Raw genomic sequence first — 16,446 nt, 5'->3', positions numbered from 1 at the left:
AGAGGTTCAAGATGACAGTACGTCTGAACAATAATTTTCAGTTTGTTGAAGTGGGTCGTCAGGACCCGAAGAAGAAAGCTGTATCCCTGCGTAAGAAGCAGTTCGTGGAAATCTACGAGCCATTCACCCAGGAACAGGTAAACGACCAGGCACACCGTTGTTTGGCTTGTGGTAACCCATATTGCGAATGGAAGTGCCCGGTACACAACTACATCCCGAACTGGCTGAAACTGGCCAGTGAGGGCAACATCCTGGAAGCGGTTGAGCTGAGCCATCAGACCAACTCGCTGCCAGAAGTGTGTGGCCGTGTGTGCCCGCAGGATCGTCTGTGTGAAGGCTCCTGTACCCTGAACGACGGCTTTGGTGCGGTGACTATCGGTAACGTTGAGAAATACATTACCGATACCGCGTTCGCCATGGGCTGGAAGCCGGACCTGTCACAGGTTGTACCGACTGGCAAGCGCGTTGCCATCATCGGTGCTGGCCCTGCGGGGCTTGGCTGTGCTGATATTCTGGCGCGTAACGGCGTTACCCCGGTGGTATTCGACAAGTACCCGGAAATCGGTGGTCTGCTGACCTTCGGTATTCCTGAGTTCAAGCTCGAAAAATCCGTCATGTCCAACCGTCGCGAAGTGTTCGAAGGCATGGGCGTTGAGTTCCGTCTGAACACCGAAGTAGGCAAGGACGTCGACTTCCAGGACATCATCGACGAGTTCGATGCGGTGTTCCTGGGCATGGGTACCTACAACTACATGAAAGGCGGCTTCCCGGGTGAAGATCTGCCGGGCGTACACGACGCGCTGGATTTCCTGATCTCCAACGTCAACCGCAATCTGGGCTTTGAGAAAGACGAAGCTGACTTCATCTCCATGAAGGGCAAACAGGTGGTGGTACTGGGTGGTGGTGACACCGCGATGGACTGTAACCGTACGTCCATCCGTCAGGGTGCCAAGAAGGTGACCTGTGCTTACCGTCGTGACGAAGAGAACATGCCGGGCTCCAAGCGTGAAGTGGTTAACGCACGCGAAGAGGGCGTCAAGTTCCTGTTCAACCGTCAGCCTGTTGCCATTATTGGTGAAGACAAGGTTGAAGGCGTTAAGGTAGTCACTACAGAAATGGGTGAGCCAGACGAGAACGGTCGTCGTCGTCCACAGGTGGTGGAAGGTTCTGAAGAAATCCTGCCAGCGGATGCTGTTCTGGTGGCCTTCGGTTTCCGTCCAAGCCCGGCGCCATGGTTTGAGAAGTTCGGTATCGAACTGAACAGCTGGCAAGGTGTGGTTGCACCAGCGGAACAGAAGTACGCTCACCAGACTACCAACGAAAAAATCTTCGCCGGTGGTGACATGGTACGTGGCTCTGACCTGGTGGTTACCGCCATTTACGAAGGCCGTAACGCCGCCGAAGGTATCCTTGATTACCTCGATGTGTGACACATCTCATAAAATGTGATGAACGGTAGAAAACGCGGCTTCGGCCGCGTTTTTTGTAGGTGGTCGTCAGTAAGCCGTAAGTGTTATCCTCCAGCGTCTGTATTTGTCAGGAATTGCCTCAAGGGAGTTTGCCCGTATGTCATTTCGCAGTTTATTGGTCATGTTGATGTTGGCTGGCGGTCTATCGGCGTGTGGCGGTGGCGGCTCAGTGTCGGATGCCAATACGGGTGGTTCGTCCTCAGGTGGTTCCTCCGGATCTTCCGGTGCCGACGTCAGCCCTGCGCTGGGCAGTGGCACGGGTGCCGATTTTGAATCCGGCGTGATTACCCTGTCTGCCGATTACGCCCTTGTGGGTGGCAGCGTCACCGTGACTGTGGATGGCGTTGATACCAACAGCGAAAACGAAAGCCTGACAGACACTTATGGCTATGTATTCAGTGCAGAGTGTGAATCTGCCGAATTCTCTATTGCCAGTACCTTCAGTTCAACCAACTCGATCAGCACTACCTACCGTAACCGCGGTTGCCCTGATGACGATACCATTACCGTTAGCATGTATAGCGTGGACACCACGGATAGCTCCCTCGGTTCCCTGATCGCAACGGCGACCACGACTATTCAAACGGATTACCCATCCCTTGGCTCGTCATCCGGTGCATCGTTTGTGGAAGGCGAGATCGAAGGTGACCTGGAGCTGACCGATGAGGCCGGTACCAGCCTGTCGGTGAATCTGGTTAACCCGCTGGATTCCAATGCCCTGATTACCGATTCAACTTACATTGGCCGTTGGTTCAGTGACTGTGAAGACGGTACGTTTTCGATCATCCGCGCGACCAATTCAACGGGTACCTTTGAAAACCAGTACCTTGCGGACTATGCCGACTGTGCGGGTGACAACAACATCAGCCTGCTCGTATCGGGCTCAGACACATCAAACTGTAGCCTCGCTGACACCAGCGGTTGTTACGCCACATTGAATGCAACCATTGAAGTAACCCTCGGAGAAGATCCTGAGCTGGGCGTACTGGTTGATGACACCTTCTACGCCGAGCTGCTGGTCAACGGCATGCGTGAGAGCGAATACGGTGACAGCCCGACGTCAGACTCCGTGGATGACGAAGACAAACTGGCTGCCGGTGGCACCATGCTGATCAAGGCCAATATCGTTGATGCCAACAACAGCAATGGCCAGATTTCTGGTACGACTTACGGTGTTAGCCTGACGTCCGGCTGTGTGGCGGATGGTGATGCAACACTGGATGAAGCAGAGAAGACCACCACGTCCGGCGAAGTTCGCTTCACTTATACTGCTGCCGGCTGTTTGTCCGATGAATTTCAGGCCCACCTGTATACCGTCGAAGACGGTGCACTGGCTACGCGTCTGACCACGACGGCAATTACCGGCATTATCTTTATTCAACCGGCAGAGGTTGGTGGTATCAGCTTCGACAGTGTTGATGATACTTCGCTGGCCATCAAGGACACCGGTAACCCGAATATCCCTGAGTATACGACGGTGTACTTCACCGTTTATGACCAGCAAGGTCAGGCTGTTGAAGGCCAGGAAGTTTCTTTTGAACTGACCAATACCACGGGTGGTATTACCCTTGGCAGTGGCACTGAAACAGCGACGGATGTGTCGGATACCAATGGTGAAGTCTCGGTCTTGATCAACTCTGGCTCCAGTCATGCAGTGACCTCGGTGCGGGCATCCACCGTATCCGGCGCAGGCGTGACCATTTCCACCAATTCACAGCCAATCACGATTACGACAGGTTATCCGGACCAGGACAGCTTTGAGCTGGTTGCCGATATCTTCAACCCACGAGGCTATGATTACTCTGGCTCTGAGGTTGAACTCACCGTATTTGCTTCTGACCAATACCAGAACCCGGTCGCGGATGGTACCGAAGTTAACTTCACTGCCGAAAGCGGCACCATCACCAGCACCTGTGTGATGAGCGGAGGCTCTTGCTCCGTCACCTGGTACAGCAGCGGCACCCGCCCTGGCAACTTCGATGCGGACCTGCACCGTGTGAATGAAACCTATCCGGTGGATGATCCGGGCACCGCCGAGGACGAGAGGGCTAACACCATTCTGGGTATGACGACCATTACTGCATACACCACAGGTGAGGGTGGTTACACAGACACCAACGGCAATGGCTTGTTCGATGTTCTGGACAGCGGCAGCCCAGAACCATTTGTAGGTCTTGCAGAAGCCTTCCGTGATGATAACTGGGACGGTGACCTGAATGTGTATGACGGTGCCCCGGTTGAAAGCTTCATGGACTTCGATGCCGACGGCTACCACGATTCCGCGGCTTCTTCCGTGTATCAGGGGATTACCTGCTCTGACAGTGCCCTGTCCGCAGGTCACTGTGCCAGCCTGACCCACGTACGTGACTCTATCCGTATCATTCAGAGTGACTCCAATGTGGTGATGCGTTTGTATGAGTCAGCCGATGGCGTCACCTTTGTTGAGAACAACAGCCTTACCTTGAGCGCTACAGGCAGTGGTTCTTTCTACATTCTGCTGCAAGACGGCAATGGCAATTACCCGGCTGAAGGTGTGAACCTGGCGGTGACCGGTGATGGTTATGACATCTTCGACAACAGTGGTGACGTGAGTACCAATACACTGGGCTTCCTGCGCTCAATTAATTCAAGCTACAGCGGTTTGCCGACCTTCGGTAAGCTCTACTACGTTGAATACGACGACGACGATGACCCGGTTGATATCGAACTGACGGTCTCCCACTCTGACTTTGAAGGCGTGTCGATGCGTCTGACCGCACCTTGATTAGTTCTTTCGACTTGCTACCACTGGAATCAATTCAGGGGTAGCAATCTCTGCTATCATCCGGCACTGAATTTTTCGTGACGGATGATGGCATGTCCCAACTCAAAAACGATCGTTTCCTCAAGGCTCTGCTGCGTCAGCCGGTAGACCGTACCCCTATCTGGATGATGCGTCAGGCGGGCCGCTATCTGCCTGAATACAAGGCTACCCGTGCCCATGCTGGTGACTTTATGTCGCTGTGCAAGAATCCTGAGTTGGCCTGTGAAGTGACCATTCAGCCGCTGGAACGCTTCCCGCTGGATGCTGCCATTCTGTTCTCCGATATCCTCACCATTCCGGATGCCATGGGGCTGGGTCTGTACTTTGAAACCGGCGAGGGCCCGCGTTTCAACAAGATCATTCGCACCGAAGCCGATGTACAGGCGCTGTCCGTGGTGAACACCGAGTCCGATCTGGATTACGTGCTGAAAGCAGTGTCGACCATCCGTTCCGAACTGAACGGCCGTGTGCCTCTGATAGGCTTCTCCGGTAGTCCGTGGACACTGGCGACCTACATGGTTGAAGGCGGCTCTTCCAAAGACTTCCGCCACATCAAGGCGATGATGTACGACACGCCGGAGGTTATGCACCAGCTGCTGGATGTGCTGGCCAAATCCGTGATTGATTACCTCAACGCCCAGATCAAAGCCGGTGCTCAGGCGGTACAGGTGTTCGATACCTGGGGCGGTAGCTTGAGTGATGTGTGTTACCGCGAATTCTCGCTGAAGTACATGAAGCAGATTGTTGACGGTCTGATCCGTGAGCACGGCGGCCAGAAGATCCCGGTGATCCTGTTCACCAAGGGTGGTGGTCAGTGGCTGGAAGCCATGGCCGATACCGGTGCCGACGCGCTGGGCCTTGATTGGACCACTGATATTGGTAACGCCCGTGCTCGCGTGGGTGACCGGGTGGCGCTGCAGGGCAATATGGACCCATCGGTATTGTACGCTTCACCGGCGACCATTCGCGCGGAGGTAAAACGCATTCTGGACAGCTACGGTAAGGGCTCCGGTCAGGTATTCAACCTGGGCCATGGTATTCACCAGTTCGTAGACCCGGAACACGCCAAAGCCTTTGTTGAAGCGGTGGTTGAACTCAGCCCTGAATATCATCTGTAAGCCTGACCGCTGACGCGTCAGGCTGGCCCAGCTACGCTTGGGCATTTTCACCAGCAAGCTAGGGGCCCTCTGAAAAACTCTGCACAGCTCTGCGAGTCCTGCAGGTCGTCAGAACAAGGCGGCGAATGCAGCGGAATGGCTGGCCCTTTCCAAATCGGGCCGCGCAGGTTCGCCAACACCGTTCTGGCGGGCTGCAGGCCGCGCCCTGCGGGGATGGCAGGGCATCGCTGACTCTGTGTCGCTGATTTTTGACTTGACCCGCCAGGCCTGCAAATCAGCTTGGTGACTCAGCTTCGCCCTGTCATCCAGAGCGGGCACCGGGTTTTTCAGAGGGGCCCTGGCATCCACTTTGCTTTCTTGCTGGTAAGCCTCTTTTCAGCCTCTCTTTAGCTTTATTATCCCCGCCTCAAAGTAGTATTGACGCTGGCTATCTGTCGGAGACAGGCAGTCAACTCATGATCCTAATCATGCTAAGCTCCAGTATGTCTGTAATGGTCGGAAATGCCCCTTTGGGCCCCGGGTGTGACCAGCCCGGTATGATGGACTTAACTGACAGGGCTTTGCCTTAATATGAATGTTTTCTGGATATTGCTGTTACCCATTTTGGGTATTATGGCCCCCTTGCTTGCGGCCAGACTCGGGCGTTCTGCCTGTGCCTGGGCCACGGCAGTCGCGCCTTTTGCGGCACTTGTCATCCTGATGCAGCAAACCAACGGCGTGTTTGCAGGTCAGGTTGATGCCTTTTCAATGGAATGGATACCGGTCCTTGGACTCAATGTCGAGCTTCACCTTGACGGACTGGCGTACCTCTTTGCCTTGCTGATACTTGGTATTGGCTTGTTGGTCATTCTCTATGCCCGGTACTACCTGTCCGAGCAGGATTCGATGCCCAAATTCTATGCATACCTGATGCTGTTTATGGTGGCCATGTTGGGCATTGTACTGTCCAACAACCTGATTCAGCTGTGGTTTTTCTGGGAACTGACGAGCATCAGTTCCTTCCTGCTGATCAGCTTCTGGTCTCACCGTACCGATGCTCGCAAGGGCGCTCGTATGGCGTTGACCATCACCGGTGCGGGCGGTCTGGCGCTGTTGGCCGCCTTGTTGATGATTGGTCACGTGACTGGTACCTACCAACTCGACGAAGTGCTGGGGATGTCCGATGTGGTGCATGCCAGCGGCTATTATCCGGCCATCCTGGTGCTGTTCCTGTTGGGAGCCTTCACCAAGTCGGCACAGTTTCCGTTCCACTTCTGGCTGCCTCATGCCATGGCGGCACCTACGCCGGTAAGTGCTTACTTGCATTCGGCGACCATGGTGAAAGCCGGTATCTTCCTGATGGCGCGCTTCTTCCCGCTGCTGGCCGATACCGATGCCTGGTTCATTGTTGTTTCATTGACGGGTATGGCGACGCTGTTGGTCGGTGCTTACACCGCGCTGTTCAAACACGATCTGAAAGGCCTGTTGGCGTACTCCACCATCAGTCACCTGGGTCTGATTACCTTGCTGCTGGGTCTGGGCAGTCAGCTGGCGGCGATTGCTGCGGTGTTCCACGTGATCAACCACGCCATTTTCAAGGCGTCGCTGTTTATGGCAGCGGGGATCATTGATCACGAGTCGGGCACCCGTGATATGCGCAAGCTCAATGGCTTGTTCAAGTACATGCCGATTACTGCCACGTTGGCGATGGTGGCCGCAGCCTCAATGGCCGGTGTGCCGTTGCTGAACGGTTTCCTGTCGAAAGAAATGATGTTTGCGGAAACCCTTAACCAGTACACCCTTGGGGCCTTGTCCTGGTGGATTCCGCTGTTGGCGACCGTCGGTGGCGCACTGTCGGTGGCGTACTCGCTGCGCTTTATGCACGACGTGTTCTTCAACGGTGAACCGATTGGCCTGCCGAAAACCCCGCACGAGCCACCACGTTACATGCGGGTGCCGGTCGAGGTCCTGGTGGTGCTGTGTTTGCTGGTGGGTATCTTCCCGCAATTTGTCGTCGGCGACTTGCTGAATGCGGCATCCTCAGCGGTGCTGCAGACCCGTTTGCCGGAATTCCATTTGCACATATGGCACGGCTTTAACGTGCCACTGGCGATGAGTGCAGTGGCCATTACCGTTGGCTCAATGCTGTATATCAAGCGTCGTCACCTGTTCCATTTCCAGGGCCAGTTCAACGAAATGGACGCCAAAATGATTTTCGAAGGACTGGTTCAAAGAACGGTCCGGGTGGCAACAGCAATCCAGAATTGGCTGGATACCGACTCGCTGCAACGAGCGATGTTCCTGTTGCTGTTGTTGGCGCTGGCGATGGTGTCTTACCCGCTGTTGAGCATGGATTCTGTTGAAGGCTCGCGGCCGCAAATTCCGACCAACTGGGTAGTGACCTTCTGTACCGGCCTGTTGATTGTGTCGACCATTTTGACCGTTTGGTGGAGTCATCGTCGTTTACGGGCGCTGTTGGCGCTGTCGGTGGTGGGTCTGGTGGTATCGATCGCCTTTGCCTACTTCTCGGCACCGGATCTGGCGCTGACCCAGCTGTCGGTTGAGGTGGTCACCATTCTGCTGTTCCTGCTGGCGCTGTTCTTCCTGCCCCAGCACAGCCCGGCGCTGGACAGCTCCTTGCGCAAGATTGTTCGAGACCTTGGCATTGCCGCCATGTTTGGCAGTGTGGTGGGAACCATCTGCTACGCCATGCTGACGCGGCCGTTGCACTCGATTTCCGAGTTCTTCCTTGCCAACTCGAAATCCGGCGGCGGTGGTACCAACGTGGTGAACGTGATTCTGGTCGACTTCCGTGGCTTCGATACCCTCGGTGAAATCACCGTACTGGGCATTGCGGCGCTGGGCATCTACAAACTGCTGGCGCGTATCACGCTGGCGATGCCAACCGCCAACAGCGATGGCATTCCATGGTCGAAAGAGAGCCACCCGGTGCTGCTGGCACTGATATCACAGAGCTTGCTGCCGCTGGCGCTGCTGGTATCGGCTTATATCTTCCTGCGTGGTCACAACATGCCAGGCGGTGGTTTTATCGCTGGTCTGATTACCGCCATTGCCTTGATCCAGCAGTACGTTGCCCACGGTGTTGAGTGGATGAAGCAGCGTATGCCGATCAACTATCAGGGACTGATTGCCAGTGGCCTGTGTATTGCCATTTTGTCCGGGGTGGGTAGCTGGTTCTTTGGCCACAACTTCCTCAAGACCTGGTACGACTATTTCTACCTGCCAGGCATCGGCAAGTTCGAACTTGCCAGTGCCATGGTGTTTGATCTGGGAGTGTATTTGACCGTGATTGGTGCAACCCTGCTGATTCTGGCCAACCTCGGCAAGATGACGACGTCCGAGCGCTTGCGGGGAGGTCAGGAATAATGGAGTTCAGTTTTGCTCTGGGTGTCGGCTTTCTGGCCGGCGCCGGTGTGTTCCTGATGCTACGTGGCCAGACGTTCCCGGTGATTCTGGGTCTGACCTTGCTGTCGTATGCCGTCAACCTGTTCCTGTTTGCCAGCGGTCGACTGATGATCGATGGTGCCGCGATTCTGGGCACTGCCGATGCGTACTCTGACCCACTGCCGCAAGCTCTGGTGTTAACGGCCATCGTGATCGGTTTTGCGATGACGGCCTTTGTGATCATTCTGGCCATTCGTGCCCGTACCGACCTTGGCAATGACCAGGTCGACGGACGTGAGTCCTCACTGACCAACGGTGAGTTGCTGGATCGCAAATACCGTAAGGACGTCAAGGAGGCCAAGCGATGATGACGCATTTGCCGGTCTTGCCGATCCTGATTCCAATGGTGATTGGCGCCTTGATGCTGATCCCGCCGTTTAATCAGGTGAATGCGGTGCAGCGCACACTGGGTGCTCTGGCATCCGTGTTGATGCTGATGATCTCGATTCTGTTGTTGGTGGAAGTGGATACCAGCGGTACTCATTTGTACGCCGTGGGTGAATGGCAGCCGCCATTCGGCATCCTGATGGTGGTCGATCGTTTGTCGGCCATTCTGCTGGTGTTGACCAGTGTGCTGACGTTGTCGGTGCAGCTGTTTGCCAGCTCAGGTGAAGATGGCCACGGCCGTTTCTTCCAGCCGCTGCTGATGTTCCAGGTAATGGGTATTCAGGGCGCGTTTCTGACCGGCGACATCTTCAACCTGTTTGTATTCTTCGAAGTGCTGCTGATCGCCTCCTATGGTTTGCTGGTGCACGGCGGCGGCAAACAGAAGACCGCTGCCAACGTCCACTACGTGATTCTTAACCTGGCCGGCTCGGCCTTGTTCCTGATTGCGCTGGGCATCCTCTACGGCACCTTCGGTACGCTGAACATGGCCGATATGGCCCGTGTAGCACCGACCATTGAAGGCGGTAACCTGACGCTGGCCAAGAGCGGTGCCTTGTTGCTGGTGGTGGTGTTTGGCTTGAAGTCGGCCATGCTGCCGTTGCAGTTTTGGCTGCCAAAAGGCTACAGCGCTGCTCCTGCGCCTGTCGCGGCCTTGTTTGCCATCATGACCAAGGTGGGCATCTACAGCCTCTGGCGGGTGCATCTGGGTATCTTTGGCCCTGAAGCCGGTGGTCTTGCGGATCTGGCACTGCCATGGATCTGGCCATTGGCATGGTTGACGCTGGTGGTGGGGATTATCTCGGTGCTGGCCAGTGAAACCCTGCGTCATTTGGCTGCCAATCTGGTGATGGTGTCGGTCGGTAGTCTGCTGTTGATGGTGGCCACCGCTACTGAAACGGCAACCAGTGCCGGTTTGTACTATCTGGTCCACAGCACGCTGGCAACGGCGCTGATCTTCCTGGTGGCCGGACTGGTGGTGAACCAGCGCGGCAAGGCCGAAGACCGTTTGGTATCGGCGCGTGCGATGCCGCAGGCGGCATTGATCGGCACCGTGTTCTTTATTGCGGCGCTGGCGCTGATTGGCATGCCACCGCTGTCCGGCTTTATTGGCAAGGCGCTGATGATGCAGGCCACACTGGACGCAGGTGAGGCCGGTTGGATCTGGCCACCGCTGTTGATTTCCAGTCTGGCGGCTCTGGTAATGTTGTCGCGTACTGGCAGTACCTTGTTCTGGCGTACCCGTGAGGGCAAGCCGGGTACGGCTGAGGTGCACCCGTTGCAATGGGCAGGCATCGCGGTCTTGCTGGTGGCTTTGTTGGCGCTGGTGGTTGGTGCTGGCTGGATGAGCGAATTCAGCGAACGTGCCGCGGCCGATTTGTTTGAGGGCATTGATACCTCGGTTCTGGCGGGAGGTGTATCGAAATGATCAAACGTCTTTTCCCTATGCCGCTGCATGCCGTCATGCTGACGTTGGTGTGGCTGTTTCTGAACGATTTCAGCACCGGTCATCTGGTGCTGGGCTTGATGCTCAGCATTGGTATCTGCCTGTTGGTAGCGCCTATGAGTGACGACCATCCGAAGGTACAGAAGCCGTTCAAGGCGCTGAAATACTTCCTGATGGTGCTGTGGGACATTCTGCTGTCCAACTTTGAAGTGGCGATCCGGGTATTGTCCCCGAACTCCAGCCTGCGCCCTGGTCTGGTGGCTTTGCCGCTGGATCTGGAAGGGGAATTCCCGCTGGCAGTGCTGGCCAGCACCATTTCACTGACACCGGGCACCGTCAGTGTCGATTTTTCCGAAGACATGAAGTGGCTGTACGTGCATGTGCTGCACATGAAGACCGAGGACGATGTGATTCAGTCGATCAAGCAGCGCTATGAAACGCCACTGAAGGAGATTTTCTCATGCTAGCAACCGTACTGCTTGGCGTTGCCGTGCTGGTGGGTCTGGCGCTGGTGCTGAATGCCTGGCGTCTGATCATTGGTCCTACCGTGACCGACCGCATTCTGGCGCTGGATACCATGTACATTAACTGCATCGCGCTGATTGTGTTACTGGGTATCTATTTCCAGACCGCGTTGTACTACGAAGCAGCGTTGCTGATTGCCATGTTGGGCTTTGTGAGTACCTCGGCGTTGTCCAAATACCTGTTGCGCGGCGACATCATTGAGTAGGAGAAAGTGCAGTGACCGTACTTGAATGGGTTGCGTCGTTTTTGCTGGTATTGGGTGGTTTGTTTGTGCTGATCGGTGCGGTCGGCATGGTCAAACTGCCGGATGTTTACACCCGCTTGCACGCGCCGACCAAAACCACCACGCTGGGGATTGGCTGTATCCTGATTGCTTCCATGTGTTTGCACGTGGCCGAGGGCCGTGGCCTGAGTATTCAGGAAATGGTCATCAGCCTGTTCCTGTTTATCACCGCGCCGGTGTCGGCCTATATGATTGCCAAGGCATCACTGCACCGTCGGGTGTCGATGTTGAAAGGCACGGCCAACAGCGAGCTGGCTGAAAAAGTCCGTGATCGTAAAGCGCCAGAGCAGCCGACCACGGATGAACAGCGTCCCGCAGAGCACTGATCGTCCGATCAGATCGCTTCGAGCGCCTGTTGCAGGCGCTCAACCCCAATCACCGTCATACCTTCCGGAGACTGTTTCGGCATATTGGCCTTGGGCACAATGGCGCGCTTGAAGCCATGTTTGGCGGCTTCCCGAATACGTTCCTGACCGGACGGCACCGGGCGAATTTCACCCGATAATCCCACCTCACCAAACACAATCGTATCCTGTGGAATGGCGCTGTCGCGGAAGCTCGACAGGGCGGCAATCAGCAAGGCCAGGTCGGCACTGGTTTCGGTTACCTTCACACCACCCACGACGTTGATATAGACATCCTGATCGCCGAGGGCGATACCGCCGTGGCGGTGCAGCGCCGCCAGCAGCAGGTTCAGACGGTTCTGATCGAGACCGACGGCCACCCGTTTTGGATGACCAAAATGGCTGTCGTCGACCAAGGCCTGAATCTCGACCAGCAAGGGCCGGGTGCCTTCCCAGATCACCATCACCACACTGCCCGGCGACGGGTTGTCGTCGCGGCTGAGGAAGATTGAGCTGGGGTTTTTTACTTCCCGCAGGCCGGTGTCCAGCATCGCAAATACGCCAAGTTCGTTAATGGCGCCAAAACGGTTCTTGATGCCTCGCAGAGTGCGGTAACGACTGTCGCCAGAGCCTTCCAGCATGATGGAGCAGTCGATCATGTGTTCGAGCACTTTCGGGCCCGCCAGTGTGCCGTCTTTGGTTACGTGGCCCACCAGTAACAGCACGGTGTTGGTTTGCTTGGCAAAGCGGGTCAGCATGGCGGCACTTTCGCGTACCTGGGACACCGAACCCGGGGCGGACTCCACCCCCTCGACGTGCATCACCTGAATCGAGTCGATTACCACAATCGACGGTTTGTGCTGCTGCAAGGTATTGATCAGCTGTTCGACGCTGGTTTCGCTGAGCATGCTGAGCTTGTCGGTGGGCAGTCCCAGTCGATGGGCACGCAGCGCCACCTGTTGCAGGCTTTCTTCACCGGTCACATAGAGGGCAGGCATTTGAGCCGCCAGATGACACATGGTTTGCAGCAGTAGTGTGGACTTACCTGCACCCGGATGACCGCCAATCAGAATCGCTGAACCCGGCACCAGACCACCACCCAACACTCGGTCGAATTCCTGCATGCCGGAGCTGAAGCGCGGCCGTTCAGCCAGGTCGACGCTGGCCAGCGTCTGGATTCCCGCTTGTCCGGCAGCACCGGCGTAGCCTCCAAAGTTCTGGCTGCGGGCGGCGGTTTTGGACGACGACACCACAAATTCCTGCAAGGTGTTCCAGGCACCACAGCCGGTACATTGGCCCTGCCATTTGGAGTGGTCTGTGCCACAGTCATTGCAAACGTAGGCGGTTTTTTTCTTGGCCATGTCGTTGAACTCTACACCCTGCTATCTCGATGGAATGCAGAATAACACGCTGCACAAGGGCAGTGGGGCGGGCATAATGGCCACCGATTTGAATTTCACTACGGGAGCTGACATGTCGTTTGGTCGTCATATCGCCTTGATGAGTTTTTTGCTGTCGATGGGCACCATCGCGGTTACCTACTGGGTAGCGGCGCTACAGGGCACGGCAGAAATCTGTAACCCCTTTATTGAAGGCTGTACCGACATTACCCACACCGGCATGAAGGGCGACGGCGGTTTTATTTTCCGTGGCGGTATGGTCGCGGCCTGTGTGTATTTTGTGGTCTGGTGGATGCTGATGTCAGTGTGGCTGGCACCGGTGGCGGGCAAGGTCAGTCGTGGCTTTATGAGCTTTTTTGGGGTGCTGGCGGCGGTTGGTTTGCTGGCCGGGACGGCGGTGTTGTTGCCGGAAAAAGCCGACACTAACTGGACCGTGCATGTGAAGGGCGCCAACCTGTTTTTCCAGGGCATGCTGATCGCTTTGACCATTAACTATGTGCTGATTTTCCGCGCTCGTCGCAGCGGTTTTCAGGTGCCGTCTTTCTGGTTTAAAACCGTGTTGATCGCGTTGCTGTGGTTCCAGTTTATTGCTTTTGCGGGCGTCACCATCGGCGTTGAAATGACCAACGGCAAGCGCATCATCGAATGGTGGGCGACGCTGTTTATCGGTTTTTACTTTATCAGTAGCTGGTGGGACTGGAAGGACGTGCGCATCAGTATCGGGCAGGAGTAGCGGGGCTGTGATGGGCACAAGTGCCCATCCTATTCAGTCATTTGTAAAACTGGCCATTTGCAAACCCGAGCAGCTGACAAACCTCGGGGTTTGTCGTTTGCTGTTCTGATTAAAAATCGCCCCAGACGTACTGCAATACTGACACCGCCGCCAATGCCGCGGTTTCGGTACGTAAAATACGTGGGCCCAAAATCAGGCCGGAAAATTCTGCCTGTTGGGCCTGCGCTACTTCGGCTTCGGTAAAGCCGCCTTCCGGACCGACCATCAGCGCAATGCTGTAGGGCTTGTCGAGGGTAGCCAGAGGTTTCTGGTTGTGCGGGTGCAGAATCAGTTTCAGGTTGGCATCGCAGTCCTGCACCCAGTCACTCATCTGCTGCACTGGCAGAATCTCGGGGATGCGGTTGCGGCCGCTCTGTTCACAGGCCGAAATGGCCACCTTGCGCCAGTGCTCCAGCTTCTTGTCCATGCGGTCGCCTTTAAGGCGCACGTCACAGCGCTCACTGATCAGTGGGGTGATGGCAGAAACCCCTAATTCGGTGGCTTTCTGGATGGTGAAGTCCATCTTGTCGCCTTTCGAAATCACCTGTCCCAATTGAATGTTCAGCGGCAGCTCTTCATCGCTTTGATTGATGCCGCGTACACGAACGTCAGCTTGCTTTTTGCCGGCCTGAACAATCTCTGCCTGATACTCGTTACCGTCGCCGTTAAACAGCCGAATCGGGTCGCCAACGGCCATGCGCAGCACCCTGAGCAGGTGGATGCTGGCTTGTTCTTCCAGACTGATGGTGGCGTCGACGGTAAGGGGTTCCGGGGTGTAAATGCGTGGGGCGGCCATGGTGTCAGCAAACTCGAATGTCGGAGCCTGCATCATACCAAAGCCGGTCGTGGTCAGTCTGGCTGATCTAGGGGCGGGTTGGCTTTTTCCGTGGCTGCTTCAGGGGCCGTGTTGGCAACAGCGGCCAGCGCCTTGGCATCAAGGGTGGCTTTTACCTGCCGCCGTTGCAGCTGCATCATATGCTGAACCAGCACTTCAAGATTGTTTTCATCAACCGGCTCGAAGGCTGCTCGCACCAGCGTCATACCCGCCGCTGAACCGGCTTCCAGCGCCACAATGCGGGAGGTCAGCACCAGATTCATATGATCCGGTAACAAGGTCAGGTGCAGCCGGATAAAGCGGGCCGCTTCAAGGTCTACCGAGGTTTCAAAACGGATGCCGCAAGCACTCAGGTTGATGTCGACCGGTTTGTCCGGGATCGACACATTGGGGTCCTGATCCAGACCGGCGACCCGGTTTAGCTTCTGGTTCATTAACTGCAACAGCTGGGCAATGTCCGGGTGCTTGGATTCCACCCGATACAGCAGGGTGGAAATCTGCTGTTCCAGTTGTTGCAGGGAACCGATTTCCGGGGCAACGTCTTCCAGCCGTTCGATGATCTCGAGCCCCAGCAGGGCGCGGTCGTCCAGGCGAAAGTATTCACGTCGTTCGACGCCATCCCATGGCGTGTTGGAATCAGAAGATTTCATTTGGTCTCAACTCAAAGTCTTCTGGTGCAGCATTCACCGCATCGTTGATTCTGTCCATATCCGGTTCGATTTCCGGCTCGTCGTCGTCGGAGTTGGGGCGGGTACGCAGGATAATGATTTCGACCCGACGGTTACGAGCCCGGGAGAGGGTATCCTCATTTGGCACCAGTGGCCGTGCCGAGCCATGACCGACGATCTGGAAACGGTTTTCATCCAGTTCCGGGGCAATAAACAGCTCTTCTGCAAACGCCACTGCCCGGGCTGCCGACAGCGCCCAGTTGGAGCGGAAACGGCCGCCACTGACCGGGATGTCGTCGGTATGGCCTTCCACCGAAATCATGCCGGGAATGGTCACCAGCGCAGCCCGGATCTTGTCGATCACCGGCAGAAAGCGGTCGGCAATGTAGTCGGAGCCAGAGGCAAACGTGCCCCGTTGCTGAATCCGGATAATGATCTTCTGGCCGACGGTCTCAATTTCAATCTGACCCTGGGCAATTTCCTCTTCCAGCAGGTTGGCCACCTGCAAGGCGTTTTCCTCGGTCGCCTCGTTGCTTTCCGACGGCTCCGGCTGGGTGATGGTGCGGGTTTGTTCGCCCATGTCGTTCTGGGCTTCTTCCTGCTGGGTGATTTCGTCCTGACACATCACCTCCAGCGAGCTTTTGGTGATGTCGCTGGTTTTTTGCCGTACCTCGTTGATCGGGGTCGGTTCCGGAATCGATGGACTGAAATGGCGGGCAATCACACTGGTGCCTTTGGGCGGATCATCGGCGTTAACGACGGTTTGCACACCGAAGGCATTACGCAGCTCACCGGCCAGTCGCTTGAACTTCAGTGCGTCCATTTCCGAGAACGACAGCAACAGTACGAAAAAGCACATCAACAGCGACATCAAGTCGGCGAAGGTCGCTACCCAGCCGGGTAGCCCCGCGGGGCAGGGGGGGCAATCCTGTTCTTCTTCAGCAGACATACGGC

At 56.1% G+C, this 16,446-nt stretch carries 14 protein-coding genes; 10 read left to right on the top strand and 4 right to left on the bottom strand.

Annotation, left to right across the window (positions count from 1 at the left end):
• The first annotated feature begins 11 nt into the window (after positions 1 to 11).
• The 9 genes from G516_RS0110950 (at position 12) to G516_RS0110905 (ending at position 11,799) form a co-directional block, all read left to right on the top strand.
• A complete protein-coding gene (locus G516_RS0110950) occupies positions 12 to 1,430 on the top strand; it encodes an FAD-dependent oxidoreductase (protein ID WP_028293695.1) in 1,419 nt (472 codons plus the stop codon).
• A 136-nt stretch (positions 1,431 to 1,566) separates the two neighbouring features.
• Positions 1,567 to 4,233 (top strand): hypothetical protein, encoded by a 2,667-nt coding sequence (locus tag G516_RS0110945; protein ID WP_028293694.1) that lies wholly within the window; start codon positions 1,567 to 1,569, stop codon positions 4,231 to 4,233.
• Positions 4,234 to 4,325: 92 nt separating this feature from the next.
• Complete coding sequence (gene hemE / locus G516_RS0110940; protein WP_028293693.1) at positions 4,326 to 5,390, top strand: uroporphyrinogen decarboxylase; 1,065 nt, start codon at positions 4,326 to 4,328, stop codon at positions 5,388 to 5,390.
• Between the two features lie 570 nt (positions 5,391 to 5,960).
• The gene (locus G516_RS0110930; RefSeq protein WP_028293691.1) at positions 5,961 to 8,756 is read left to right on the top strand and encodes a monovalent cation/H+ antiporter subunit A; all 2,796 of its coding nucleotides are present in this window, start codon (positions 5,961 to 5,963) and stop codon (positions 8,754 to 8,756) included.
• The gene (locus G516_RS0110925; protein ID WP_028293690.1) at positions 8,756 to 9,142 is read left to right on the top strand and encodes a Na+/H+ antiporter subunit C; all 387 of its coding nucleotides are present in this window, start codon (positions 8,756 to 8,758) and stop codon (positions 9,140 to 9,142) included. The genes G516_RS0110930 and G516_RS0110925 overlap by 1 nt, the downstream gene beginning before the upstream one ends.
• Positions 9,139 to 10,647, top strand: coding sequence for a monovalent cation/H+ antiporter subunit D (locus G516_RS0110920; RefSeq protein WP_036535929.1), 1,509 nt, complete (start codon positions 9,139 to 9,141; stop codon positions 10,645 to 10,647). The genes G516_RS0110925 and G516_RS0110920 overlap by 4 nt, the downstream gene beginning before the upstream one ends.
• Positions 10,644 to 11,132, top strand: coding sequence for a Na+/H+ antiporter subunit E (locus tag G516_RS0110915; protein WP_051219281.1), 489 nt, complete (start codon positions 10,644 to 10,646; stop codon positions 11,130 to 11,132). The genes G516_RS0110920 and G516_RS0110915 overlap by 4 nt, the downstream gene beginning before the upstream one ends.
• Positions 11,126 to 11,395 carry a K+/H+ antiporter subunit F gene (locus G516_RS0110910; RefSeq protein ID WP_028293687.1) on the top strand — a complete coding sequence of 90 codons (270 nt, stop codon included), beginning with the start codon at positions 11,126 to 11,128 and terminating at the stop codon, positions 11,393 to 11,395. Before G516_RS0110915 ends, G516_RS0110910 begins: the two co-directional genes overlap by 7 nt.
• Before the next feature lie 11 nt (positions 11,396 to 11,406).
• Positions 11,407 to 11,799, top strand: a complete 393-nt coding sequence (locus tag G516_RS0110905) for a Na+/H+ antiporter subunit G (protein ID WP_028293686.1) — start codon at positions 11,407 to 11,409, stop codon at positions 11,797 to 11,799.
• Between the two features lie 8 nt (positions 11,800 to 11,807).
• On the opposite strand, the gene radA is transcribed toward G516_RS0110905, so the two are convergent.
• On the bottom strand, positions 11,808 to 13,178 hold the full coding sequence (gene radA, locus G516_RS0110900; RefSeq protein ID WP_028293685.1) for a DNA repair protein RadA: 1,371 nt from the start codon (positions 13,176 to 13,178) through the stop codon (positions 11,808 to 11,810).
• Positions 13,179 to 13,254: 76 nt separating this feature from the next.
• Between radA and G516_RS0110895 the strand changes: the two genes are divergently transcribed.
• Positions 13,255 to 13,950: a Frag1/DRAM/Sfk1 family protein gene (locus tag G516_RS0110895; protein WP_028293684.1), complete on the top strand. Its 696-nt coding sequence runs from the start codon at positions 13,255 to 13,257 to the stop codon at positions 13,948 to 13,950.
• Positions 13,951 to 14,059: 109 nt separating this feature from the next.
• Here G516_RS0110895 and G516_RS0110890 read toward each other — a convergent pair whose 3' ends face one another.
• The 3 genes from G516_RS0110890 to G516_RS0110880 are packed head-to-tail and all read right to left on the bottom strand — an operon-like array spanning position 14,060 to position 16,441.
• Complete coding sequence (locus G516_RS0110890; RefSeq protein ID WP_245582655.1) at positions 14,060 to 14,821, bottom strand: 16S rRNA (uracil(1498)-N(3))-methyltransferase; 762 nt, start codon at positions 14,819 to 14,821, stop codon at positions 14,060 to 14,062.
• A 17-nt stretch (positions 14,822 to 14,838) separates the two neighbouring features.
• Positions 14,839 to 15,474 (bottom strand): PilZ domain-containing protein, encoded by a 636-nt coding sequence (locus G516_RS0110885; RefSeq protein ID WP_028293682.1) that lies wholly within the window; start codon positions 15,472 to 15,474, stop codon positions 14,839 to 14,841.
• A complete protein-coding gene (locus G516_RS0110880) occupies positions 15,461 to 16,441 on the bottom strand; it encodes a flagellar motor protein MotB (RefSeq protein ID WP_028293681.1) in 981 nt (326 codons plus the stop codon). Before G516_RS0110880 ends, G516_RS0110885 begins: the two co-directional genes overlap by 14 nt.
• Between the last annotated feature and the right edge of the window lie 5 nt (positions 16,442 to 16,446).

Source organism: Oceanobacter kriegii DSM 6294 (assembly GCF_000422845.1).
Taxonomy (GTDB): Bacteria; Pseudomonadota; Gammaproteobacteria; order Pseudomonadales; family Oceanobacteraceae; genus Oceanobacter; species Oceanobacter kriegii.
The sequence above is the reverse complement of the archived record's forward strand: the minus strand, read 5'-3'. Positions and strand labels throughout refer to the sequence as shown.